19 protein-coding genes and 2 pseudogenes are annotated in these 21,327 nt (G+C 69.6%); 11 read left to right on the top strand and 10 right to left on the bottom strand.

Annotated features, from left to right (window positions below; all coding sequences use genetic code 11):
* The 6 genes and pseudogenes from AB0D27_RS40425 to galU all read right to left on the bottom strand — a co-directional run.
* Window positions 1-482 (bottom strand): annotated as a pseudogene (locus AB0D27_RS40425) (hypothetical protein); the annotation flags it as partial.
* Window positions 483-655: 173 nt separating this feature from the next.
* Window positions 656-1,318 carry a GNAT family protein gene (locus tag AB0D27_RS40420; RefSeq protein WP_362519255.1) on the bottom strand — a complete coding sequence of 221 codons (663 nt, stop codon included), beginning with the start codon at window positions 1,316-1,318 and terminating at the stop codon, window positions 656-658.
* A gap of 23 nt (window positions 1,319-1,341) precedes the next feature.
* Window positions 1,342-1,881, bottom strand: a complete 540-nt coding sequence (locus AB0D27_RS40415) for a MogA/MoaB family molybdenum cofactor biosynthesis protein (protein WP_362519253.1) — start codon at window positions 1,879-1,881, stop codon at window positions 1,342-1,344.
* On the bottom strand, window positions 1,878-2,357 hold the full coding sequence (gene moaC, locus AB0D27_RS40410) for a cyclic pyranopterin monophosphate synthase MoaC (protein ID WP_327429384.1): 480 nt from the start codon (window positions 2,355-2,357) through the stop codon (window positions 1,878-1,880). Before moaC ends, AB0D27_RS40415 begins: the two co-directional genes overlap by 4 nt.
* A 196-nt stretch (window positions 2,358-2,553) precedes the next feature.
* On the bottom strand, window positions 2,554-3,876 hold the full coding sequence (glp, locus tag AB0D27_RS40405; RefSeq protein ID WP_362519250.1) for a gephyrin-like molybdotransferase Glp: 1,323 nt from the start codon (window positions 3,874-3,876) through the stop codon (window positions 2,554-2,556).
* Window positions 3,877-3,880: 4 nt separating this feature from the next.
* Complete coding sequence (gene galU, locus AB0D27_RS40400; protein ID WP_362519247.1) at window positions 3,881-4,783, bottom strand: UTP--glucose-1-phosphate uridylyltransferase GalU; 903 nt, start codon at window positions 4,781-4,783, stop codon at window positions 3,881-3,883.
* Between the two features lie 133 nt (window positions 4,784-4,916).
* Between galU and AB0D27_RS40395 the strand changes: the two genes are divergently transcribed.
* Window positions 4,917-5,492: a 5-formyltetrahydrofolate cyclo-ligase gene (locus AB0D27_RS40395; protein ID WP_362519245.1), complete on the top strand. Its 576-nt coding sequence runs from the start codon at window positions 4,917-4,919 to the stop codon at window positions 5,490-5,492.
* A gap of 99 nt (window positions 5,493-5,591) precedes the next feature.
* Here AB0D27_RS40395 and AB0D27_RS40390 read toward each other — a convergent pair whose 3' ends face one another.
* Window positions 5,592-8,339 (bottom strand): penicillin acylase family protein, encoded by a 2,748-nt coding sequence (locus AB0D27_RS40390; RefSeq protein ID WP_362519242.1) that lies wholly within the window; start codon window positions 8,337-8,339, stop codon window positions 5,592-5,594.
* A 234-nt stretch (window positions 8,340-8,573) separates the two neighbouring features.
* On the opposite strand from AB0D27_RS40390, the gene AB0D27_RS40385 reads away from it, so the two are divergent.
* The 6 genes from AB0D27_RS40385 to AB0D27_RS40360 all read left to right on the top strand — a co-directional run bounded on the left by AB0D27_RS40385 (window position 8,574) and on the right by AB0D27_RS40360 (window position 14,196).
* Window positions 8,574-10,100: a potassium/proton antiporter gene (locus tag AB0D27_RS40385; RefSeq protein ID WP_362519240.1), complete on the top strand. Its 1,527-nt coding sequence runs from the start codon at window positions 8,574-8,576 to the stop codon at window positions 10,098-10,100.
* Between the two features lie 261 nt (window positions 10,101-10,361).
* Window positions 10,362-11,624 carry an MFS transporter gene (locus AB0D27_RS40380; RefSeq protein ID WP_362519237.1) on the top strand — a complete coding sequence of 421 codons (1,263 nt, stop codon included), beginning with the start codon at window positions 10,362-10,364 and terminating at the stop codon, window positions 11,622-11,624.
* Window positions 11,625-11,692: 68 nt separating this feature from the next.
* Window positions 11,693-11,995, top strand: a complete 303-nt coding sequence (locus AB0D27_RS40375; RefSeq protein ID WP_362519236.1) for an FmdB family zinc ribbon protein — start codon at window positions 11,693-11,695, stop codon at window positions 11,993-11,995.
* 76 nt (window positions 11,996-12,071) lie between these two features.
* The gene (locus AB0D27_RS40370; RefSeq protein ID WP_362519234.1) at window positions 12,072-12,905 is read left to right on the top strand and encodes an S-methyl-5'-thioadenosine phosphorylase; all 834 of its coding nucleotides are present in this window, start codon (window positions 12,072-12,074) and stop codon (window positions 12,903-12,905) included.
* 166 nt (window positions 12,906-13,071) lie between these two features.
* Entirely contained in the window at window positions 13,072-13,611 is a 540-nt protein-coding gene (locus AB0D27_RS40365; protein WP_362519231.1) for a hypothetical protein, read from the top strand.
* Between the two features lie 114 nt (window positions 13,612-13,725).
* The gene (locus AB0D27_RS40360; protein ID WP_362519229.1) at window positions 13,726-14,196 is read left to right on the top strand and encodes an MscL family protein; all 471 of its coding nucleotides are present in this window, start codon (window positions 13,726-13,728) and stop codon (window positions 14,194-14,196) included.
* Window positions 14,197-14,239: 43 nt separating this feature from the next.
* On the opposite strand, the gene AB0D27_RS40355 is transcribed toward AB0D27_RS40360, so the two are convergent.
* Window positions 14,240-14,422, bottom strand: coding sequence for a hypothetical protein (locus AB0D27_RS40355; RefSeq protein ID WP_362519227.1), 183 nt, complete (start codon window positions 14,420-14,422; stop codon window positions 14,240-14,242).
* Between the two features lie 136 nt (window positions 14,423-14,558).
* Here AB0D27_RS40355 and AB0D27_RS40350 point away from each other — a divergent pair, with 136 nt between their 5' ends.
* From AB0D27_RS40350 to AB0D27_RS40335, 4 genes are all read left to right on the top strand, one after another.
* Complete coding sequence (locus AB0D27_RS40350; RefSeq protein ID WP_362519224.1) at window positions 14,559-15,782, top strand: low temperature requirement protein A; 1,224 nt, start codon at window positions 14,559-14,561, stop codon at window positions 15,780-15,782.
* Between the two features lie 68 nt (window positions 15,783-15,850).
* The gene (locus AB0D27_RS40345; protein ID WP_362519222.1) at window positions 15,851-16,879 is read left to right on the top strand and encodes a P1 family peptidase; all 1,029 of its coding nucleotides are present in this window, start codon (window positions 15,851-15,853) and stop codon (window positions 16,877-16,879) included.
* 171 nt (window positions 16,880-17,050) lie between these two features.
* Window positions 17,051-18,271 carry an Ig-like domain-containing protein gene (locus AB0D27_RS40340; RefSeq protein WP_362519219.1) on the top strand — a complete coding sequence of 407 codons (1,221 nt, stop codon included), beginning with the start codon at window positions 17,051-17,053 and terminating at the stop codon, window positions 18,269-18,271.
* Between the two features lie 157 nt (window positions 18,272-18,428).
* A complete protein-coding gene (locus AB0D27_RS40335) occupies window positions 18,429-19,178 on the top strand; it encodes a DUF6227 family protein (protein WP_362519217.1) in 750 nt (249 codons plus the stop codon).
* A 106-nt stretch (window positions 19,179-19,284) separates the two neighbouring features.
* Here the strand turns inward: AB0D27_RS40335 and AB0D27_RS40330 are convergent, their stop codons facing one another.
* Both AB0D27_RS40330 and AB0D27_RS40325 read right to left on the bottom strand, forming a co-directional pair.
* Complete coding sequence (locus AB0D27_RS40330) at window positions 19,285-19,545, bottom strand: hypothetical protein (RefSeq protein ID WP_362519214.1); 261 nt, start codon at window positions 19,543-19,545, stop codon at window positions 19,285-19,287.
* A 108-nt stretch (window positions 19,546-19,653) separates the two neighbouring features.
* Window positions 19,654-21,165 (bottom strand): annotated as a pseudogene (locus tag AB0D27_RS40325) (fructose-specific PTS transporter subunit EIIC); the annotation flags it as partial.
* Window positions 21,166-21,327 lie beyond the last annotated feature (162 nt).

Here is a 21,327-nt window from a genome sequence, read left to right as displayed (position 1 = left end):
GCCGACGGGGGCGCGGGCTTTGCGGACGGCTTCGACGCGGGCTTCGCCGACTGCCGCGGTACGGGCCTGGCGGCGCTCGGAGCCTCGTACGCGCCGCCTCCCTGCCGGGCGGGCGCCCGCGGCGCCGGCTTCTGCTCCGCCTGGAACGGCAGCTGCGACTGAACCCGCTCCTGCACCTGTGGGCGGTGCTGGGCCTGGGCCTGCGGCCGGGTCGGAGGCATGGCGAAGGCCCGGACGTCCACCGAGTCGGTGGCGCCGTCCGGAACGGCGCTGTGCTCCTCCTCGTCGGTGGAGCGCGCCTGCAGGTCCTTGGCGTACCGGCGCTCCATACCCGCCCGTCCGGACAGCAGCCGGATGGCGGTGCTGAAGCGTTCCGTCGGGCGGGCCTCGTTCAGCTCGTCCTGCCTACGGAGCCACATCGGCACCAAGTAGGCGGCCCAGGCCCCGACGATGACTGCGTAGATGAGGCCGCTGCTGCTCACGCCTCACACGGTAGAGGGGTTTGCGTGAGGCCATCTGCCAATTGAGCCGGTGTGTCGCACGATCTGGCTGATATTTCGAGCTTTTTTTGTGACCGATGCGATCAGCAGGCCACCGGGAGCGCGAATTTAATGGCCTGACGCGATCGCCGACCGATCAATTTCGAACACCTATTTCATTTCGCTGCGTTGCCCGGCTTACCGGGGTTCTGTGAGCCCGACTGCTCCGATCCCACCTGCTCCGCACGCGTCCGCGCCGCGCGGGCGCGGCGCCAGCGTCCGAGCAGTCCGTCGGGCACCTCTTCGGCGGTGAGCGCGAAGACGAGATGGTCGCGCCAGGCGCCGTCGATGTGGAGATAACGTGGACGAAGCCCTTCCTCACGGAATCCGAGTTTCTCCACGACCCGGCGGCTTGGACCGTTCTCCGGGCGAATACAGACTTCGATGCGGTGCAGTCCGACGGTGCGGAAGCAGTGGTCGGTCGCCAGCGCCACGGCCGTCGGCATCACTCCGCGGCCCGCCATCGCCTGGTCGACCCAGTAACCGATGTGGCCGGAGCACATCGAGCCCCAGGTGATCCCGGCGACCGTCAGCTGCCCGACGAGCCGCCCCTGGTACTCGATCACGAAGGGCAGCATCCGGCCCGCGTTGGCCTCCGCGCGCAGATGCCGGACCATCTGTCGGTACGTCGGCCGGTGCGCGATAGGACCACTGGGCGTGGGCGGCGGGATGGTCGCCTCCCAGGGGCGCAGCCAGTCCCGGTTGCGCCGGTTGACCTCGCGCCAGGCCCGCTGGTCGCGCAGCTTTATCGGCCGGAGGACGACATCGCCGTCCACCAGCTCGACGGGCCAGGATGGGCTGTTCAGCTCGCACCCCCACTGCCGCTGGGTCTGGGGTGGTCGCCGCCGCGGATCTGGTCGACGGCGTGGATCAGGAGGGGCTCCAGGACGGCGAGCCCGTCCTTCACCCCGCCGGTGGAGCCCGGCAGGTTGACGATCAGCGTCCGTCCCGCCACTCCCGCGAGTCCGCGCGACAGCGCCGCCGTCGGTACCTTCTCTCTCCCGAACGCCCTGATGGCCTCGGGAATGCCCGGGATCTCGCGCTCGAGCACGTGGAGCGTCGCTTCGGGAGTGCGGTCGGTGGGCGAGATCCCCGTACCACCGGTGGTCACGATGACGTCGTACCCGGCCTCGACGCCCGCACGCAGCGCCGCCTCCACCGGATCCCCGTCCGGGACGACCCGCGGGCCGTCCACAGCGAAGCCGAACTTCGCGAGCCCCTCGGTGATCAAGGGTCCGCCCTTGTCCTCGTAGACCCCGGCGGCGGCCCGGTTGGAGGCCGTGACCACAAGGGCGCTGTACGGCGCTGCGAGAGCACCGCCGGTCGAGACGTCGCCGGTCATGCGCGACTCCAGTCGCCCGACTTTCCGCCCGTCTTCTCCTCGACGCGTACGTCCGTGATGACCGCCCCCTTGTCGACCGCCTTGACCATGTCGATCACGGTGAGGGCCGCCACACTGACCGCGGTGAGCGCCTCCATCTCCACGCCCGTGCGGTCGGTCGTCTTCACGGTGGCGAGGATCTCGACGGCGTCGTCCGCGACCGACAGATCAATCTTGACACCCGACACTGACAGCGGGTGGCACAGCGGGATCAGGTCGGGCGTGCGCTTGGCGCCCATGATGCCCGCGATGCGCGCGGTGGCGAGGGCGTCGCCCTTGGGGACCCCCTCGCCGCGCAGCAGCTCGACCACGCGAGGTGAGACCAGGACGCGGCCGCTGGCGCGGGCGGTGCGCGCGGTCACGTCCTTCCCGGATACGTCGACCATGCGGGCGGCACCCGCCTCGTCGATGTGCGTCAGTCGGTCCTGCGTACTCATGTGCGTGGGCGCTCCCGGTCAGCGGCCGTCGCGGTGCGGCGCGTGGGCCTGTTGTGCGCGACACGTTACCGCCCACCGTCTCCCCCACGCCCCCCGCGAGGAGCTACGCGCTCCTCTCGCACGCAGGCGCCCGGCCGAGCAGCGGCCTCCCCGGCCCTCCCGCTGATTCGAGCAGCACCCTCCCGGGCCCGCTCACTCAGCCGAGCAGGACCACCTCGACCTCCGCGCCGGGCTCGACCGACGTGTCGTCCTCGGGGACGACGATCAGCGCGTCGGCGTGCGCGAGGGCCGCGACCAGGTGGGATCCGGCGCCGCCCACGGGCGTCACCTCCCCGTCCGCGTAGGTGCCCCGCAGGAACTGCCGTCGGCCCGCGGGCGAGGTCAGCGCCTTGTCCGTGTTCAGCGTCGCCCGGGTCGTGGGCCGGTGGACGTCCTTCAGACCCATCAGGGTGCGGATCGCGGGGCGTACGAACAGCTCGAAGGAGACGTACGACGACACGGGGTTGCCCGGGAGCGCGAGCAGCGGGGTGTGGTCGGGGCCGATGGAGCCGAAGCCCTGGGGCTTACCGGGCTGCATGGCGAGCTTGCGGAACTCGATGCCGCTGCCCGCCTCGTCCTCGTCGCCCACGGAGGACAGCGCCTCCTTGACGACGTCGTACGCGCCGACGCTCACGCCGCCCGTGGTGACCAGCAGGTCCGCGCGGATGAGCTGGTCCTCGATGGTGGAGCGGAGTGTCTCGGCGTCGTCGGCGACCGCGCCCACCCGGTAGGAGATGGCGCCGGCGTCGCGGGCGGCGGCGCAGAGGGCGAAGCTGTTGGAGTCGTAGATCTGGCCCGTACCCAACTCCTCGTCCGGCTGGACGAGTTCGCTGCCGGTGGACAGGACGACCACGCGCGGGCGCGGGCGCACGCGTACGGTGCCGCGGCCGATCGCGGCGAGCAGGCCGATCTGCGGCGGGCCGAGGATCGTGCCCGCTTCGAGGGCGCGGTCGCCGGCCTTCACATCGCTGCCCTTCGCGCGCACGTGCGCGCGGGCCTCGGCCGGGCGGTGGACGTGCACCTGACCGGAGGCGCCCTCGGGGGACACGCTGCGGGCGCGCATTCCCGCGACGGGGCCCTCGCCCAGACCGCCGTCGGTCCACTCCACGGGTACGACGGCCTCGGCGCCGGGCGGCAGCGGGGCGCCGGTCATGATGCGGGCGGCCTGGCCGGGGCCCACGTAGGGCTGCTCGGCCTGGCCTGCCGCGACGTCACCGATGACCGTCAGAACCGCCGGGTACTCCTCGCTCGCGCCCACGACATCGGTGACCCGGACCGCGTACCCGTCCATGGAGCTGTTGTCGAACGGCGGCAAAGAGACCGGCACCGTGACGTCCTCGACCAGGACGCAGCCCTGGGCGTCGAGGAGTTGCAGCTCGATGGGTTCGAGAGGGCGGACGGTCGCGAGGATGTCCTCCAGGTGCTCGGTCACCGACCACAGATGGTCATGGCCGGTGGCGCGGGTCGCGGCGCTGCTCAAATCGCTACATCTCCTCGGCTACGTAACTGCGAAGCCAGGTCCGGAAGTCCGGGCCCAGATCTTCACGTTCGCATGCGAGTCTGACAATGGCACGCAGATAGTCGCCGCGGTCCCCGGTGTCATAGCGGCGGCCCTTGAAGACGACGCCGTGCACGGGGCCGCCGACCTTCTCGTCCGTGGCGAGCTGCTGGAGGGCGTCGGTGAGCTGGATCTCGCCGCCGCGCCCCGGCTCGGTCTTGCGCAGTATGTCGAAGATGTGCGGGTCGAGGACGTAGCGCCCGATGATCGCGTAGTTGCTGGGCGCGTCCGCCGGGTCCGGCTTCTCGACCAGGCCGGTCACCTTCACCAGGTCACCCTCGTCAGTGGCCTCGACGGCGGCGCACCCGTAGAGGTGGATCTGCTCGGGCGCGACCTCCATGAGCGCGATGACGCTGCCGCCGCGCTGATCCTGGACCTCGACCATGCGCGCGAGCAGGGGGTCGCGCGGGTCGATCAGGTCGTCGCCGAGGAGCACGGCGAAGGGCTCGTGGCCGACGTGCGGGGCGGCGCACAGGACGGCGTGACCGAGTCCCTTGGGGTCGCCCTGGCGCACGTAGTGCATGGTCGCGAGGTCGCTGGACTCCTGGACCTTGGCGAGCCGGTCGGCGTCGCCCTTCTTCTGGAGTGCCGATTCGAGCTCGTAGTTGCGGTCGAAGTGGTCCTCGAGGGGGCGCTTGTTCCGGCCCGTGATCATCAGGACGTCGTCAAGACCCGCGGACACGGCCTCTTCGACCACGTACTGGATCGCCGGCTTGTCGACAACCGGCAGCATCTCCTTGGGAGTGGCTTTGGTGGCCGGCAGGAACCGGGTGCCGAGGCCTGCTGCGGGGATGACAGCCTTGCTGATCCTGGGGTGCGACTCAGTCATGCCCGCAACCATATCCGGTGGCTATGTGCGGAACATGTGGCCCCGGTTAATTCGCTCTTATATGAGCGCATTAGGAAGAGTACGGGAGCAACCTGTGAGCGGTCTCGGACGGGAACCAGAGCCTGACAAGCGAATGTTGCGGCGAGGATTCCTCACGGTGAGAAACGGGTTGACGGCCGATGACGTGCGGAAGACGGCCGCGGCCCTCGCCACCCGCGCCCTGGAACTGCCGGAACTGGCACGCGCGCGCACGGTGGCGGCGTACGTCTCCGTGGGGAGCGAGCCCGGCACCTTCGCACTCCTCGACGCGCTCCACGCGCGCGGGGTACGCGTCCTGCTGCCGGTCCTGATGGCGGACAACGACCTGGACTGGGGGGCGTATGCCGGAGCGGACTCCCTCGTCCGTGTCCAACACGGCGGAAAGATGGCCCTCTTGGAGCCCGCGGGCGAGCGGCTGGGGCCGGAGGCGGTCCTGGGCGCGGACGCCGTTCTGCTGCCCGGTCTCGCCGTCGACGCGCGCGGGATGCGCCTGGGGCGCGGCGGAGGCTCGTACGACCGCGTACTGGCCCGCCTGGAGCGTGCGGGGGCCGATCCCGCGCTGGTGGTGCTCCTGTACGACACGGAGGTCGTCCAGCGGGTCCCCGAGGAGGCGCACGACCGGCCCGTCCACGCGGTGGTGACCCCTTCGGGCGTGCGCCGCTTCCACTGACGGCGCTGCACCGCACACGTCAAGTGGCTCTCCACGCGCGCGTGGAGAGCCACTTTCTTCTCGCCGAACGGGCCGTCAGGGCTTCAGGGCTTCAGGGCTTCAGGGCTTCAGGACCAGCGTGTCCTTCGTCTTCTGGTCGACGGCCTTCTCCGAGAACGCCCATGGCAGGAGTTCGCCCTTGGCCCACTTGTCCGTCTGGTCGGTGTAGTGGGCGCTGTAGGCGTGCCCGGAGGCGCCGGAGAGGTTGATCCACTTGGACTTGTCGAGGTCCCCGAGGTTGACGACCATCCGCATCGACGGGACCCACACCACCGAGTAGCCGCCCGCCGCGTTCCAGCCGGTCGCGTTGACCGCCGCCTCGCCGCCGCTGAGCTTCCAGGGGCCGCGGTTGAGCATGTACTTCAGGAACGTGGGACCGTCCGTGCCCAGGGTCTGGTTCTTCAGGAACAGGCGGTGCAGCCGGCCCCAGCTCCAGGTGTCGATGTCCTTGCCGAGCTTGGCGGTCAGCTCCCAGCGGGCGTCCTTCATGGCCCGCGCGAACAGCTCGTCGCGGGTGTCGGTCGCCTTGTCGGTGCGCGTCTTGGGCGACTGCCACCAGTCGTTGTTCTCGTCATCGATGATCTTGCGGACCACCTCGAACCAGCGGTCCCCGCCGTCCGGCTGCGCCTGGTCCGCGTCGCGCTGGCCGCACTCGCGCACGGTCTGGTTCTCGTCCGCAGGACCGGTGGTGTCGACCGGGGCGACGTACAGGCACTGGCCCTTGACCCGCAGCTCCTTGGGCAGCTTGTTGCCGAAGGCGAGCTTGAGGATGTTGCGCCAGGTCGCGTTGAAGTAGGCGGCCGCCGCGGAGTCGGCGTCCTGGGTGTAGTCCCAGCCCTCGAGGAGCTTCTGCGCCTCGCGGACGTTCTTGTCGGCGACATCGATCTTGAGCAGCTTCGGCACGATCAGCTTGGCGATCTCGCTGCTGTTGTCGAGCTGCATCTGGCGCATGTCGTCGGTCGAGATCTTGCCGCCGCCGTCGAGCTTCGTCTTGATCAGGTCGGTGATGCGCTGGCTGCGCGTGCCGTAGCCCCAGTCCGTGGTGAGCGTGTACGGGTACTTGTCCTGGTCGACGACGGCCTGGTTGGCGGTCACGATGTAGCCGCGCTTCGGGTTGTACTCGTAGGGCAGCTCGGCCTGCTTGATGTAGCCGGTCCAGTCGTACTTGGAGTCCCAGCCCGGCGACGGGAGCGAGCCGTTGCCCTCGCCGCGCTTGGGGATCCTGCCGGGCAGCTGGTAGCCGATGTTGCCCTTGGTGTCGGCGTAGACGAGGTTCTGCGAGGGCACGTCGAAGGACGCGGACGCCTTGCGGAACTCGGTCCAGTCCGACGCCTTGTCCATTGCGAAGATGGCGTCCATGGACTTGCCCGGGTCCAGCGCGGTCCAGCGCAGCGAGATGCCGTAGCCGTCGCCGCGGTCGGGCGCCGCGGTGTCGACGGTGGCCTTCTTGCCGACATTGACGAGTTCGTCGTCACGGTCGGACAGCAGGGGCCCGTTGTTCGTCTCCCGGACGACGATCGTCTTGGACTTGGCGCCCGCGATCTTGATCGTCTCCTTGCGGGCCGTGAAGGGCACCACCTTGCCGTCGTCCTGGTAGCCCTCGCCGGTGAGCTTCTCCAGGTAGAGGTCGGTGACGTCGACCCCGGAGTTGGTCATGCCCCAGGCGATGTCCTGGTTGTGTCCGATGATCACACCGGGCATGCCCGCGAAGGTGTAGCCGGAGACGTCGTACTGGCACTTGGTGGAGATGCTGCGGCAGTGCAGGCCCATCTGGTACCAGACGGACGGCAGCGAGGCCGACAGGTGCGGGTCGTTGGCGAGCAGCGGTTTGCCGGTGATGGTGTGGTCGCCGTCGACCACCCAGGAGTTGGAGCCGATGCCGTTGCCGTTCACGCCGACCGCTGTCGGAAGGCCGTCGAGGACGTTGTAGAGCCCCGACAGCTGGCTCTGCAGGCCGGAGGGCGCGGTGGCGTTGTTCGTCAGCCCAGTGCCCGCCGTGGAGGTCGAGGTGGTCGAGCTGCCCTGGACGTACGACTTGGTGATGCTGTCGTACTCGCCCTCCTGGACGATCGTCTTGTTCCGGCTGTACGGGTAGTCCGGGTACAGGTCGGCGATCTGCTTCGGGCCGAGGCGGCTCGTCATCAGGGAGCGGTCGATCTCGTCCTGCATGTTGCCGCGCAGGTCCCAGGCCATCGCCTTGAGCCAGGCCAGCGAGTCGACCGGGGTCCACTCCTGGGGCTTGTAGTCGTTGGTGAAACCAAGGGCCGCGTACTCCAGGGAGATGTCCTTGCCGTCCTTGCCCTTCAAGTAGGCGTTGACTCCCTTGGCGTATGCCTGGAGGTACTTCTTCGTGGCGGCCGACAGCTTGGTGTCGTACTCCTTCTTCGCCACCCGGTCCCAGCCCAGGGTGCGCAGGAACTCGTCGTTCTTGACCTGGCTCGTGCCGAACATCTCGGACAGCCGGCCCGAGGTCATGTGGCGGCGCACATCCATCTCGTAGAACCGGTCCTGCGCCTGGACGAAGCCCTGCGCCATGAACAGGTCCTCGTCGGAGGAGGCGTATACCTGCGGGATCCCGTAGCCGTCACGCTGGACATCCACGGGCCCTGACAGCCCGTCGAGCGTGATTGAGCCCTGGGTCTGCGGGAAGGAGGCGCGCACCGTGCTGATGCTCCAGTACGCGCCGAAGGCGACGCCTCCGATGATGGCAAGAACCAGGACGATCAAGAACAGACGGGCTTTGCGCCCCTTCTTCCTGCCGGACTTGCCGGGCTTTTGGCCGGAAGAGGCGGTGGTGTTGGGGGGCATCGCTGTCCTTGCTGTCCTAACGCGAGCGGCAGGCGGTCCTGGAGTGCTGGAGCAACCATAGGCGCAGGGCCAACCGCGCCTTGACGCGGAGTCGGGAACCGGGAGCACGAACGTTCGATCTTGCCCTCGGGAACGTCAAGAAAGCGTCAAGAGTTAGGTAAGGTAACGAAGTACTTGCACTGAAGTACCGGCTTCCAGTGTTCAGATCCGAGCACTCGCCCTGGCGAGACCGGATTGGCGAGAAAGGAACGGCCGCTGACTGTCCACCACCTCAACCAGCTCCTGCTCGTGTGCTCGCTCGTCCTGCTCATCGCGGTGGCGGCGGTCCGTATCTCGTCACGCAGCGGGCTCCCCAGCCTGCTCGTGTACCTGGGTATCGGCATCGCCATGGGCCAGGACGGGGTCGGCAACGTCCACTTCAACAACGCCGAACTGACCCAGGTCATCGGGTACGCGGCCCTGGTCGTGATCCTGGCCGAGGGCGGCCTCGGCACGAAGTGGAAGGAGATCAGGCCGGTACTTCCGGCCGCCTCCTCGCTGGCGCTGGTCGGTATCGCGGTGAGTGTCGGCGTCACGGCCTCGGCGGCCCACTACCTGATCGGCCTCGAGTGGCGGCAGGCGCTCATCATCGGAGCGGTGGTGTCCTCCACGGACGCGGCGGCGGTCTTCTCCGTGCTGCGGAAAGTACCCCTCCCCGCGCGCGTGACGGGCGTTCTGGAGGCCGAGTCGGGCTTCAACGACGCTCCCGTGGTCATCCTCGTCGTCGCGTTCTCCACGGCCGGCCCGGTGGAGCACTGGTACACGCTGCTGGGCGAGATAGCCCTGGAGCTGGCCATCGGCGCGGCCATCGGCCTCGCGGTGGGCTGGCTCGGCTCGTACGGGCTGCGGCATGTGGCGCTGCCCGCCTCCGGCCTCTACCCGATCGCCGTGATGGCGATCGCGGTCGTGGCATACGCCGCCGGGGCGCTCGCGCACGGCAGCGGCTTCCTCGCCGTCTACCTCGCCTCCATGCTGCTGGGCAACGCGAAGCTGCCGCACTGGCCCGCCACGCGCGGCTTCGCCGAAGGGCTCGGCTGGATGGCCCAGATCGGCATGTTCGTGCTGCTCGGCCTGCTGGTCACGCCGCATGAGATGGGCGACGACATCTGGCCCGCGCTCGTCATAGGCCTGGTGCTGACGATGGTGGCGCGGCCGCTCAGCGTCGTCGTCAGCCTGCTGCCGTTCCGCATACCGTGGCAGGAACAGACGCTGATGTCCTGGGCGGGGCTGCGCGGCGCCGTGCCCATCATCCTGGCGACGATTCCCATGGTGAGCGGCATCGAGGGAAGCCGCCGGATCTTCAACATCGTCTTCGTCCTGGTCGTCGTCTACACCCTCATCCAGGGGCCCACACTGCCCTGGCTGGCCCGTACGCTGCGGCTGGGCGAGCCCGCGGAGGCCGCCGACCTGGGCATCGAATCGGCACCCCTGGAGCGGCTGCGCGGCCACCTGCTGTCCGTCGCGATCCCCAAGGGGTCGCGCATGCACGGCGTCGAGGTGGGCGAGCTGCGGCTTCCCGCGGGCGCCGCCGTCACCCTCGTCGTACGCGACGGGAAGTCCTTCGTGCCACTGCCCATGACCGTGTTGCGGCGCGGCGACGAACTGCTGGTGGTGGCCACCGATCCGGTCCGGGACGCCGCCGAGCGGCGACTGCGCGCCGTGGGCCAGGGCGGCAAGCTGGCCGGCTGGCTGGGCACGGCGGGCAATGGAACGGGACGATAGACGTGACGTTAAGAGATGATGGGCATTCGCAGGCCAACACCGCCGTGGTGCTCGTTTTCACAGGCACCGCCCCGCCCGTCCCTGTACGATGAAGGCACACCTTGATCTAACCAACTCTGCCTGACGCAGAGCTGGCGCGACCGCACGGCGGCCGTGACGCCCTCCCGCAGTGGCGCCGGTATCTACCGCAGTTCCGCGCAAGAGGACAGCTCTCGGCGCCCCCGCACGGGCGCGCTACCAGGCGGCAGAAAGGCACGGGCCGTGGCATCCACGGTCACCTCCCGCCCGGGTTACGGCCAGCTGCTGCGCACCCGCGGCACCTGGACGTTCCTGCTTCCCGGCTTCGCCGCACGCCAGCCGTTCGCGATGCTGACCATCTCGATCGTGCTGCTCGTGCAGCACACCACCGGCTCGTACGGAGCCGCCGGTGCCGTCGCCGCGGTCACCGGTGTCTCGATGGCCCTGTTCGCTCCTTTCACGGGGCGCCTCGCCGACCGTCACGGGCAGCGGGCCGTCCTGCTGCCCGGCGTCCTGGTGCACGCCCTGTCGGGCCTCTCGCTCACGGCGCTCGCGCTGACGGGCGCTCCCTTGTGGGCGCTTTTCGCCGCTGCCGTGCCGACCGGCGCCTCGGTGCCGCAGGTCGGCCCCATGGTGCGCGCCCGCTGGGGCGTGAAGCTGCAGGGTTCTCCCCTGATGACCACCGCGGCGGCCTTCGAGTCCGTCACGGACGAGCTGACCTTCGTCTTCGGTCCGCTGCTCGCCACCGCGCTGTGCACGGCCGTGGACCCCGCGGCCGGCCTGCTGACCGAGGCCTCGCTGACCCTGGTCGGCGGTCTGCTGTTCGCGGCGCAGAAGAGCACGCAGCCCTCGGTCGCTGTCGACGGGCACGCGCGCGTGGAGCACGTTTCCGCTCTGCGGGTCCCCGGAGTGCGCGTTCTGATCGCGACCTTCCTGGGCATCGGTTCCGTCTTCGGCGGCATGCAGGTCTCGCTGGCCGCGTTCAGTGAGTCGATCGGCGAGCCGGGACTGAACGGCGTCCTGTACGGCGTCTTCGCCGCGGGCAACATGCTCTCCGGCATCGTCTGCGGCGCCGTCGCCTGGAAGGTGGCCCCGCAGCGACGGCTCCTCGTCGGATACGCGGCCCTCGCCCTGGCCGCCTCCGGACTGTGGGCCGCTCACTCCGTGGTCGTACTCGCCGGCGTCGGCCTACTGGTCGGCATGTGCATCGCTCCCGCTCTCATCACCGGCTACACCCTGGTGGAGGGCCTGGTCCCGGCGACCGCACGCACCGAGGCCTTCACATGGCTGACCGGCGCGGTCGCGCTGGGGCAGGCGGCGGCCGTCACGGTCGCCGGACAGCTGGAGGACCGCCTCTGGGGCGGCGCCGGTTTCCTGGTGCCCATGGCCGGTACCGCGCTGGCTCTGGCGACCCTGGTGGCGCTGCGGTCACGGCTCGCCACGCGGGCCCCGAGTCGCACCGTCGCACGTGGCGTCGGTCACCGAGTGCCCGTGACAGTGGACTGATCTCGCGGAATACGTCACTATGGACCGTCGTTAGCACTCATTGAGTGAGAGTGCCAGGAGGAAGACAAGTGCCGACCTACCAGTATCAGTGCACCGAGTGCGGCGAGGGCCTTGAGGCGGTGCAGAAGTTCACCGACGAGGCTCTGACCGAGTGCCCCAACTGCGATGGCCGCCTGAAGAAGGTGTTCTCGGCCGTCGGCATTGTCTTCAAGGGCTCCGGCTTCTACCGCAATGACAGCCGCGGCTCCTCGTCGAGCAGCTCGTCGGCGTCGAAGCCGTCGACCCCTTCGACCTCCTCGTCGACGACCTCGTCGTCGTCCTCGGACTCGAAGTCGTCGGGCACCGGCTCGTCCAGCAGCTCCGCCGCGTAAAGGCTTTCTCGCGGGACCCTGTCGTCATACGACGGCAGGGTCTTCGGCGTTTCCGGGGCCAGCTACTGTGCTCGTCATGGCGAACGCAGAGATCGGTGTCATCGGCGGCTCGGGCTTCTACTCCTTCCTCGACGACGTGACCGAGATACAGGTGGACACCCCCTACGGACCGCCCAGCGACTCCCTGTTCCTCGGCGAGGTCGCCGGGCGGCAGGTCGCCTTCCTCCCGCGCCACGGCCGCGGCCACCATCTGCCGCCGCACCGCATCAACTACCGGGCCAACCTGTGGGCGCTGCGCTCCGTCGGCGCGCGCCAGATCCTCGGTCCCTGCGCGGTGGGCGGACTGCGCCCTGAGTACGGGCCGGGAACGCTGCTCGTGCCCGACCAGCTGGTGGACCGTACGAAGGCACGGACGCAGACCTACTTCGACGGGCTGCCGCTGCCGGACGGCTCGGTGCCGAATGTGGTGCACGTGTCGCTGGCCGACCCGTACTGCCCCGTCGGGCGCGAGGTCGCCCTCGAAGCGGCGCGCGGCCGGGACTGGGAGCCGGTGGACGGCGGCGCGCTCGTCGTGATCGAGGGGCCGCGGTTCTCCACGCGTGCCGAATCGCTCTGGCACCAGGCGCAGGGCTGGTCGGTGGTCGGCATGACCGGGCATCCCGAGGCCGCGCTCGCCCGCGAGCTGGAGCTCTGCTACACGTCGCTGAACCTCGTCACGGACCTCGACGCGGGCGCCGAGACCGGCGAGGGCGTCTCGCACGAGGAGGTGCTGAAGGTGTTCGCGGCGAACGTGGACCGGCTGCGGGGCGTGCTCTTCGACGCGGTCGCGGGACTGCCGGCGAACGGGACGCGGGACTGTCTGTGCACGACGGCGCTGGGCGGGATGAATCCGGGCTTCGACCTGCCGTGACGGTGGTTCGTGCCGAGGTTGTTCGGGACGCGGTGAGGGCGGAACGTCCCATTCGGGTGAGCGAGTTGTCCACAACTCGTCGGTAGTCCACCGCCTCCGGCGGACTGCGCCGCGACGCCTCATCGTGGGATCGCAAACCGATCTCTCGTCGCAGGTGGTGGTCACCATGGCACAGCTCCCCCCTCTCATGCGCCCGCCCGGCGCGGACGCGCCTCCGACATGCGAGGTGCCGCACTTCGCTCCTGTACACGTGCGTGGCGGGCGGTATCAGCTGCGGCGCCTCACACGGCACAAGAGGCGGGCCGTCGCCGCCGGGCTCGCCGTCACAGCGGCGGCCCTCGTGGCGGCGGGCCCGCGTGACGCCGAACGGGCGCGCGGGCATCCGCCGACCGCTGCCCCAGCCGCATCCGCATCCGCTCCCACTCCCGTACGCGGGCGGCGCACGGTCGAGAGGGTGATGGCACCGGTACGGATCTCCGACGGCGCCACGGTCAGCCTGTTGCGGCCGGGCGACCGGGTCGATGTGGTCGCCGCGGACAACGGCGGCAAGGTACGGGTGGTCGCTGCCGGGGCACGGGTCACCGACGTGCCGGACGTCGGCGCCGCCGAGACCGGGGCGCTGGTCGTCCTCTCCGTCCCGCGGGCGACGGCGGCGCGGCTGGCCGGCGCGGGTGCCACGTCACGGCTGGCGGTGACGCTGCGATGAGTGACGAATTCGTGTCAAGTCCCTCGTTCCAGCTACCTGATGGGACAGGCTCAGTGGGCCCTGACGTAGGTTGCGGAGCTGTTTGTTCCACGACATGCGCAGAGGGGCCCCTTGGTGAGCGAGAAGAAGCAATCCGGCGTCTGGGAAGGCTTCAAGGCCTTTCTGATGCGTGGCAACGTCGTCGATCTGGCCGTCGCGGTGGTCATCGGCGCGGCCTTCACCAACATCGTCAACTCAGTGGTGAAGGGCCTCGTCAACCCCCTGGTGGGCGCGATCGGCACGAAGAACCTCGACAGCTACAGCGCCTGCATCAAAAGCCCCTGCGCCGGCAGCGGGGACAACGCGACGGGCATCCGCCTCCTGTGGGGCTCGGTGCTGGGCGCGACGCTCAGTTTCGTGATCACCGCGACCGTCGTCTACTTCCTGATGGTCCTGCCGATGGCCAAGTACCTGGCCCTACAGACGGCCCGTCAGAGGGCGAAGGAGGGCACGCACGAGGTCATCGAGGTGACCGAGCTGGAGGTGCTGAAGGAGATCCGCGACGCGCTCGTGGCGCGCCGCGGTTCGGGGCACAACCAGGACTGACGGCGGGGGTGTGGGCCTGGGCCCGGGAACTCGGGGGCCGGGCTCACAGGTGGTGGGGCGGCTTCTCGTCGAGGAAGCGCTTCAGGTCGGACGCGCTGTCACTGGCGCTGTCGGCCCGCTCGCCCCATCCACGGTCCGTGTCGTCCGAGGACTGCTGGCTCAGCGGATCGTCGAAGTCCAGCGCCGACTTCGGATCGCGCGGCTCGGGGGTGGGGGCGGTACTCATGCCTTCAGGGTACGCGGAAGCGGGCTCGCCCCCCCTCGTCCCGTCTGACCTGGCCATCCCTTCGGGACCTGGACCCCAAGCAACTTGTGAATGCATTCACAAGAATTTCCGGGACTTTTCTGCTGTGCTTGGCCGTATGACGTCCAGTCCCACTTCCGAGCCCGCCGCGGCGCCACGGTCCACCGGCCGGGGACCACTGCGCAGAATGACCGCCCGCGGCCGCGACGAGGCACATCGGGTCGCGTCACCGCTGGAACTCTTCTTCGACCTGTGCTTCGTCGTGGCCATCGCCCAGGCGGGCGTCCAGCTGGTGCACGCCGTTACCGAGGCGCACGCGGAAGAGGGCATCCTCAACTACGCGATGATCTTCTTCGCGATCTGGTGGGCCTGGATGAACTTCAGCTGGTTCGCCTCGGCGTACGACAACGACGACGCGCTCTACCGGGTCGTGACGCTGGTGCAGATCGCCGGTGTCCTGGTGCTCGCGGCCGGGGTGTCGCGGGCGTTCGAGAACCACCAGTTCCTGGCCGTCTGGCTCGGCTACGCGATCATGCGGTTCGCGATGATCGCGCAATGGCTGCGGGTGGCGCGATCCACGGAGGCGGCCGAGAGAACCATGGCGCTGCGGTACGCGGGCGGCGTACTGCTGTGCCAGATCGGCTGGCTGGGACTGCTGGTCCTGCCGGAGTCCGGCCGTCCGTGGGTGTTCCTGGTCATGGCGATCGCCGAGCTGTGCGTGCCCGTCTTCGCGGAGAAGGACTTCGCCACCTCCTGGCATCCGCACCACATCTCCGAGCGCTACGGCCTGTTCACGATCATCGTGCTGGGCGAGACGATCGCCGCGGCCACCGTCGCCGTGAAGTCGGCCGTCGACGAGCACGAGGCGCTGGGCGAGCTGCTGCCGATCGCCGTGGGAGGGCTACTGATCGTCTTCTCCGCGTGGTGGATCTACTTCGTGGTGCCGATCCATGTGCATCTGCGGTCCAACCGGCAGGCTTTTCTGTGGGGATACGGCCATTACCTGATCTTCGCGTCGGCGGCGGCGATCGGTGCGGGTCTGGAGGTGGCGGTCGAGCAGGCGGTCGGCAAGGCGCACATCTCGACGCTCGAGGCGTCCGCCGCGGTGACACTGCCGACGGCGTTGTACTTCCTCACGGTGTGGGCGCTGCACTCCCGCCACTTCAAGATGGGTATCGGGCAGCAGCTGCTCCTGCCGACCACCGCGCTGCTGACCATCGTGTGCACGTTCCTGGGCGACTGGGCGGTGCTCGTGGCAGGCATCGTCTCGGCGCTGGCGGTGGCGGTCGGCGTGACGATGACGGCGCGGATGGGCACGCGGGAGGCAACGAGGGCCGTTTGAGGGAGGGGCCCGGGCCGCCTGCGTGGCCGTGTGGTCGAGGAACACGGTGGTCAGGGAAGACTGGCGGCATGACAGTTGACGCTCTGACGGATGTCGCGGGTCTGCGGGTGGGGCACGCGACCCGCACCGGCGGCGGGTGGCTCACCGGGTCCACGGTGGTGCTCGCCCCCGACGGCGGTGTGATCGCGGCCGTGGACGTGCGCGGCGGCGGCCCGGGCACCAAGGAGACCGACGCGCTGGATCCGCGCAACCTCGTGCAGAAGATCGAGGCGGTCGTGCTGACCGGCGGCAGCGCGTACGGACTGGACTCGGCGTCGGGTGTGATGGCCTGGCTGGAGGAGCGCGGCCGCGGGGTGCGCGTGGACGTCGACCCGGCGCACGTCGTGCCGGTCGTACCCGCCGCCGCGGTCTTCGACCTGGGCCGCGGCGGCGACTTCCGGGCCAGACCCGACGCGGCCCTTGGCCGGGCCGCGGTCGAAGCGGCAGACGCGAGCGCGCCGGGCGGCCCGGTGCGTGAGGGGTGCGTAGGCGCCGGGACAGGCGCGGTGATCGGGCAGATCAAGGGCGGGGTCGGCAGCGCGAGCGTGGTGCTCGGCTCGGGGATCACGGTGGGCGCGCTGGTGGTGGCCAACGCGGCGGGGTCGGCGGTGCAACCCGAAACGGGGGCACTGTACGGAGAGTTGGCCCAGGGGCGTACGGCATACCCGTCGCTCGAGGCGCACGAGGCGGCCCGGCAGCGCCTCGCCGAGATCGCGGCGAAGAACGGCCCTCCCCCGCTGCACACCACGCTCGCGGTCGTCGCCACGGATGCCGACCTCACGCGCGCACAGGCACAGAAGCTGGCGGGCACGGCGCACGACGGGATCGCGCGCGCCGTGCGGCCGGTGCATCTGCTGAACGACGGGGACACGGTGTTCGCGCTGGCCACCGGCGCCCGATCGCTCGACGCAGCGAATCCCCTGGCGCTCAACGAGATCCTCGCGGCCGGCGCGGACCTGGTGACGCGGGCGATCGCGCGGGCGGTGCGGGGCGCCGAGTCGGTGGACGGGCCGGGCGGGGTGTGGCCGTCGTACGAGGAGTTGTACGGGGGCGGGTAGCGGGGCGCATGGGGCGGCGGGGAGTTGGGGGGTGGATGCGCGGGGGCGATTGTCCCGGTTCTGTCACGCGTTGGCCTTCGGCGCGGGTGAAGGGAACCCTGCGCGCCACCGCTCGCTCTTTCTCCCCGAACTGGAGCGGACCACCCACATCACGAGAACCTGGAGCAGCCCGTGACAACGCCGGACAGGACAGCGTGGCGCGCACTCGGGGCCTGTGCCGCCCTGATGGTCGGCGCCCTCACCCTCACCGCCTGCGGCGGCAACGCCAACGCCGACAGCAAGAGCGGCAAGGACGGCGGGAGCGCGACCAAGACGTCCACGGCGAAGATCGCCATCTCGGCCAAGGACGGTTCGACGAGCGCGTCCATCAACGCGACCGGCGTGAAGGTCAGCGACGGCAAGCTGACCGACGTGAAGATGACGGTGGCCGGAGCCGGGACGGCCGTGCCCGGGACGATTTCCGCGAACGGCAGCTCCTGGAAGCCGAAGGAGCAGCTGGAGCGAGGCACGAAGTACCAGATATCGGCCACGGCGAAGGACGCGGACGGTCGAACCTCGGCGGCCAACTCCATCTTCACCACGGTCTCTTCGAGCAACAGCTTCATCGGCACGTACACGCCCGACAACGGCGCCACGGTCGGCGTCGGCATGCCGGTCTCCTTCAACTTCGACAAGGTGATCAGCGACAAGAAGGCCGTCCAGTCGCACATCACGGTCAGCTCCAGCAGCGGGCAGCAGGTCGTGGGGCACTGGTTCGGGGCGCAGCGGCTCGACTTCCGGCCCGAGGAGTACTGGAAGGCCGGATCCAAGGTCACGATGAAGATCGCCCTGGACGGCGTCCAGGGCGCGAACGGCGTCTACGGGGTGCAGAAGAAGACCGTCACCTTCGCCATCGGCCGCTCCCAGGTCTCCACGGTCGACGTCAGCACGCAGACCATGACGGTGGTGCGCGACGGCAAGACGTTCAAGTCGCTCCCGATCTCGACGGGCAGCCCGCAGCACACGACGTACAACGGACAGATGGTGATCTCGGAGAAGTTCATCCAGACGCGGATGAACGGCTCGACGGTCGGATACGGCGGCGAGTACGACATCCCGGACGTACCGCACGCGATGCGGCTGACGTCGTCGGGGACGTTCATTCACGGCAACTACTGGTACAACCGCGGGAATCCGCCGTTCGGCCGGCAGGGCACCAGCCACGGCTGTGTGGGGCTGGCCGACGTGCAGGGCGCGCAGGGAGACACGAACGCGAAGTGGTTCTACGACAACTCCCTCGTCGGGGACGTCGTGACGGTCAAGAACTCGCCCGACAAGACGGTCTCGCCGGACAACGGGCTCAACGGATGGAACGTGTCGTGGAGCGCGTGGACCGCGGGAAGCGCCGTCTGACGAGGGCCTTTTGACGCCCGGGCGGGCCGCGTGGGAACTTGCCGCGCGGCCCGCCCGTTTTCTGTCCGTACGTTTTCTCGGTTCCCGGACATGATGTCCGACCGAGGGGCTACGGTATGCACCCACAAGGTGACATGCAGCAACGCCGGGAGAAACCTTGAGCGTTCCGTACGAGACAGCAGCGTACGAACCACACGAGTCGCCCGAGTCTCCGGAGGAGCATCTCGCGCGACTCCTCGGTCGCGCCCTGAACTCCTTCGAGCTGCCCGACGAGACGATAGGGCGACTCGACTGCGCGCTGGCGCACGACAGCTCGCTGCACTCCGCGCACCACAGCGCGGGGCTGCACCGGGAGACGTACCGGCACACGTGGCTGCTCGCCGACGGCTCGGCGGTCACGCTGTGGGAGCTCGTGCACAACACGGCGCCCGGCAGCGATCCGCAGCACGAGGTGTACGTCGACGAGGAGGAGTTGCGCGCCGCCACGGCCCGGCTCCCGCTGCCGCCGGACGCGCCGGACTTCGAACTGCCCGTGTTCGTACAGCTGTCGCCGATCCCCGAGCCGCGCCACGCGTACGTCCCCGACGACTCGGCGGATCACGCGCGCCGGCTCCTGCGGCGCGCGGAGAACCCCGACCGACCCGGGGCCGACATCTCGACGCTTCTGCTGCGTGAGGCGTTCGCGCACCAGATCACCCAGGCCTTCGGGCGCCCTTGCCGTGCCGGGCAGGCGGGGCTGTGCTTCTCGCTCTACGAGCACGCGTTCCTGCTGCGCGACGGGCGGGAGATCTCCCTGTGGGAGGTCGAGCACACAGTGACGCCTGACCGGCGGCACATGTGCGAGGTGTACGCGACGGAGGACGCGGCGCGGGACGCGATGGAACGGCGCGCGGCGCGACTGGGCTGACACCGGCGCACGCGACCTCGCGCGCGCCCCACACCCAAGGGCTGCTGACTGGTGCGCGCCGGTTCGGTGGCCAAGGCGCGCGCCGGTGGTCGAGGAAGAGCCCCTGCTACGGGCGGCGGCTGTCGCTGAACTGGCGTACCAGGCCCGCGAAGGCGGCGTGTTCCTCGGGAGTGAGTTCGACGGACTCCGCGACGGGGCCGGACTGGCGCTGGTGCGGAATGGCCCGGAGCGTGTCGCCGTGGCGCCGCGCCGCGACCTCGAAGCGGTCCCGGCGCAGAAGGCGTATCAGGCCGACGACCCAGATGACGGTCGCCAGGACCAGAACGGCCACGCCTATCAGCTGGAGGATCGACACGTGCTCAGGCATGCGCTCCAGTAGACACCACGGTCCGGGACTTTGGTCCCGGACCGTGACGCATCTCGCAGATGCGGTGAACAACTCACAGATGCCCTAAAAGGGCGGATGGTTGGCCGCTCAAGCCGCGACGACCGGCTCCTTCGACTCGGCCTTGGCCGCTGTCGGAGCGTCGGCCGCTCCCGGGGCGGCGCCCGCCTGGGCCTGCTTGCGCATGCCCTTCAGGACGACGACCAGCGCGGTCGTGACACAGACGCCCGCGGCGATGGCGATCAGGTAGAGGAACGGGTTGCCGATCAGCGGGACCACGAAGATGCCGCCGTGCGGGGCGCGCAGCGTGGCGCCGAAGGCCATCGACAGAGCGCCGGTGACCGCGCCGCCCACCATCGCGGAGGGGATGACACGCAGCGGGTCGGCTGCCGCGAACGGGATCGCACCCTCCGAGATGAAGGAGGCGCCGAGGACCCAGGCGGCCTTGCCGTTCTCGCGTTCGGTCTGGGTGAAGAGCTTGCCGCGCACGGTCGTGGCCAGGGCCATGGCGAGCGGCGGGACCATACCGGCCGCCATCACCGCGGCCATGATCTTCATGGCCGAGTCGCTGGGGCTCGCGACGGCGATACCGGCGGTGGCGAAGGTGTACGCGACCTTGTTGACCGGGCCGCCGAGGTCGAAGCACATCATCAGGCCGAGCAGGGTGCCGAGGAGGACGGCGTTGGTGCCGGTGAGGCCGTTCAGCCAGTCGGTCATGCCCTTCTGGGCGGAGGCGATGGGCTTGCCGATCACGACGAACATCAGGAACCCGACGATCGCCGCCGAAATCAGTGGGATCACCACCACCGGCATGATGCCGCGCAAGGCCGCCGGGATCTTGACCTTCTGAATCCCGATCACCACACCACCGGCGATGAGACCGGCGGCCAGACCGCCGAGGAAGCCGGCGTTGATGGTGAGGGAGATCGCCCCGCCGACGAAGCCGGGCACGAGGCCTGGCCGGTCCGCCATGCCGTACGCGATGTAGCCGGCCAGGACCGGGACGAGGAAGCCGAAGGAGACGACGCCGATCTGGAAGAACAGCGCGCCCCAGCTGTCGGCCTGGGTCCACAGGAAGTGGTCCATGACCGACGGCGCCTTGTTGATCTTGTAGCCGCCGATCGCGAAGCCGAGGGCGATCAGCAGACCGCCCGCGGCGACGAATGGGACCATGTAACTGACGCCGGACATCAGCCACTTGCGGAGCTTGGTGCCGTAGCCCTCGCCGGATTCACCGGCGCGCTCGACGGGCGTGCCGGGAGCCGAGCCTGAGGTGACCTCGCCGCGCGCCGCCCTGTCCCGCACATCGGCGATCAGTTCGGCCGGCTTGTTGATGCCCGCCTTCACACCGACGTCGACGGTCGGCTTCCCGGCGAAGCGGTCCTTGTCCCGTACGGGCACGTCGTGCGCGAAGATCACGCCGTCCGCGGCCGCGATGACCGCCGGGTCGAGCCGGGCGAAACCGGCCGAGCCCTGGGTCTCGACGACGACCTCGACACCCGCCTCGCGGCCGGCGTTCTCCAGCGACTCGGCCGCCATGTAGGTGTGCGCGATGCCGGTGGGACAGGAGGTGACGGCGACGATGCGGAACGGCTGATCGCCGCCCTTGGCCTCGGTGGCGCCCGGCGCCGGGGCGGATCCGTCAAGGACGGTCGCTCCCGGCACCGGGGCCTTGCCCCCGTCTTACCAGCTCGTCAAGGGTCCTGTTCTCGTAAACACGAGCGTTATTGATCGCTGTGGTGTATCGATCTTGGGACGGCGGCG

The sequence above is a fragment of the Streptomyces sp. NPDC048415 genome, from assembly GCF_040651675.1.
Taxonomy (GTDB): Bacteria; Actinomycetota; Actinomycetes; order Streptomycetales; family Streptomycetaceae; genus Streptomyces.
The sequence above is the reverse complement of the archived record's forward strand: the minus strand, read 5'-3'. Positions and strand labels throughout refer to the sequence as shown.

What these genes read in the sequence shown, in the direction of transcription:
- AB0D27_RS40415 (WP_362519253.1), bottom strand. Translation starts at nt 1,881, where the DNA reads ATGACCGGCGACGTCTCGACCGGCGGTGCTCTCGCAGCGCCGTACAGC.
- moaC (WP_327429384.1), bottom strand. Translation starts at nt 2,357, where the DNA reads ATGAGTACGCAGGACCGACTGACGCACATCGACGAGGCGGGTGCCGCC.
- galU (WP_362519247.1), bottom strand. Translation starts at nt 4,783, where the DNA reads ATGACTGAGTCGCACCCCAGGATCAGCAAGGCTGTCATCCCCGCAGCA.
- AB0D27_RS40395 (WP_362519245.1), top strand. Translation starts at nt 4,917, where the DNA reads ATGTTGCGGCGAGGATTCCTCACGGTGAGAAACGGGTTGACGGCCGAT.
- AB0D27_RS40390 (WP_362519242.1), bottom strand. Translation starts at nt 8,339, where the DNA reads ATGCCCCCCAACACCACCGCCTCTTCCGGCCAAAAGCCCGGCAAGTCC.
- AB0D27_RS40370 (WP_362519234.1), top strand. Translation starts at nt 12,072, where the DNA reads ATGGCGAACGCAGAGATCGGTGTCATCGGCGGCTCGGGCTTCTACTCC.
- AB0D27_RS40365 (WP_362519231.1), top strand. Translation starts at nt 13,072, where the DNA reads ATGGCACAGCTCCCCCCTCTCATGCGCCCGCCCGGCGCGGACGCGCCT.
- AB0D27_RS40355 (WP_362519227.1), bottom strand. Translation starts at nt 14,422, where the DNA reads ATGAGTACCGCCCCCACCCCCGAGCCGCGCGATCCGAAGTCGGCGCTG.
- AB0D27_RS40350 (WP_362519224.1), top strand. Translation starts at nt 14,559, where the DNA reads ATGACGTCCAGTCCCACTTCCGAGCCCGCCGCGGCGCCACGGTCCACC.
- AB0D27_RS40345 (WP_362519222.1), top strand. Translation starts at nt 15,851, where the DNA reads ATGACAGTTGACGCTCTGACGGATGTCGCGGGTCTGCGGGTGGGGCAC.
- AB0D27_RS40330 (WP_362519214.1), bottom strand. Translation starts at nt 19,545, where the DNA reads ATGCCTGAGCACGTGTCGATCCTCCAGCTGATAGGCGTGGCCGTTCTG.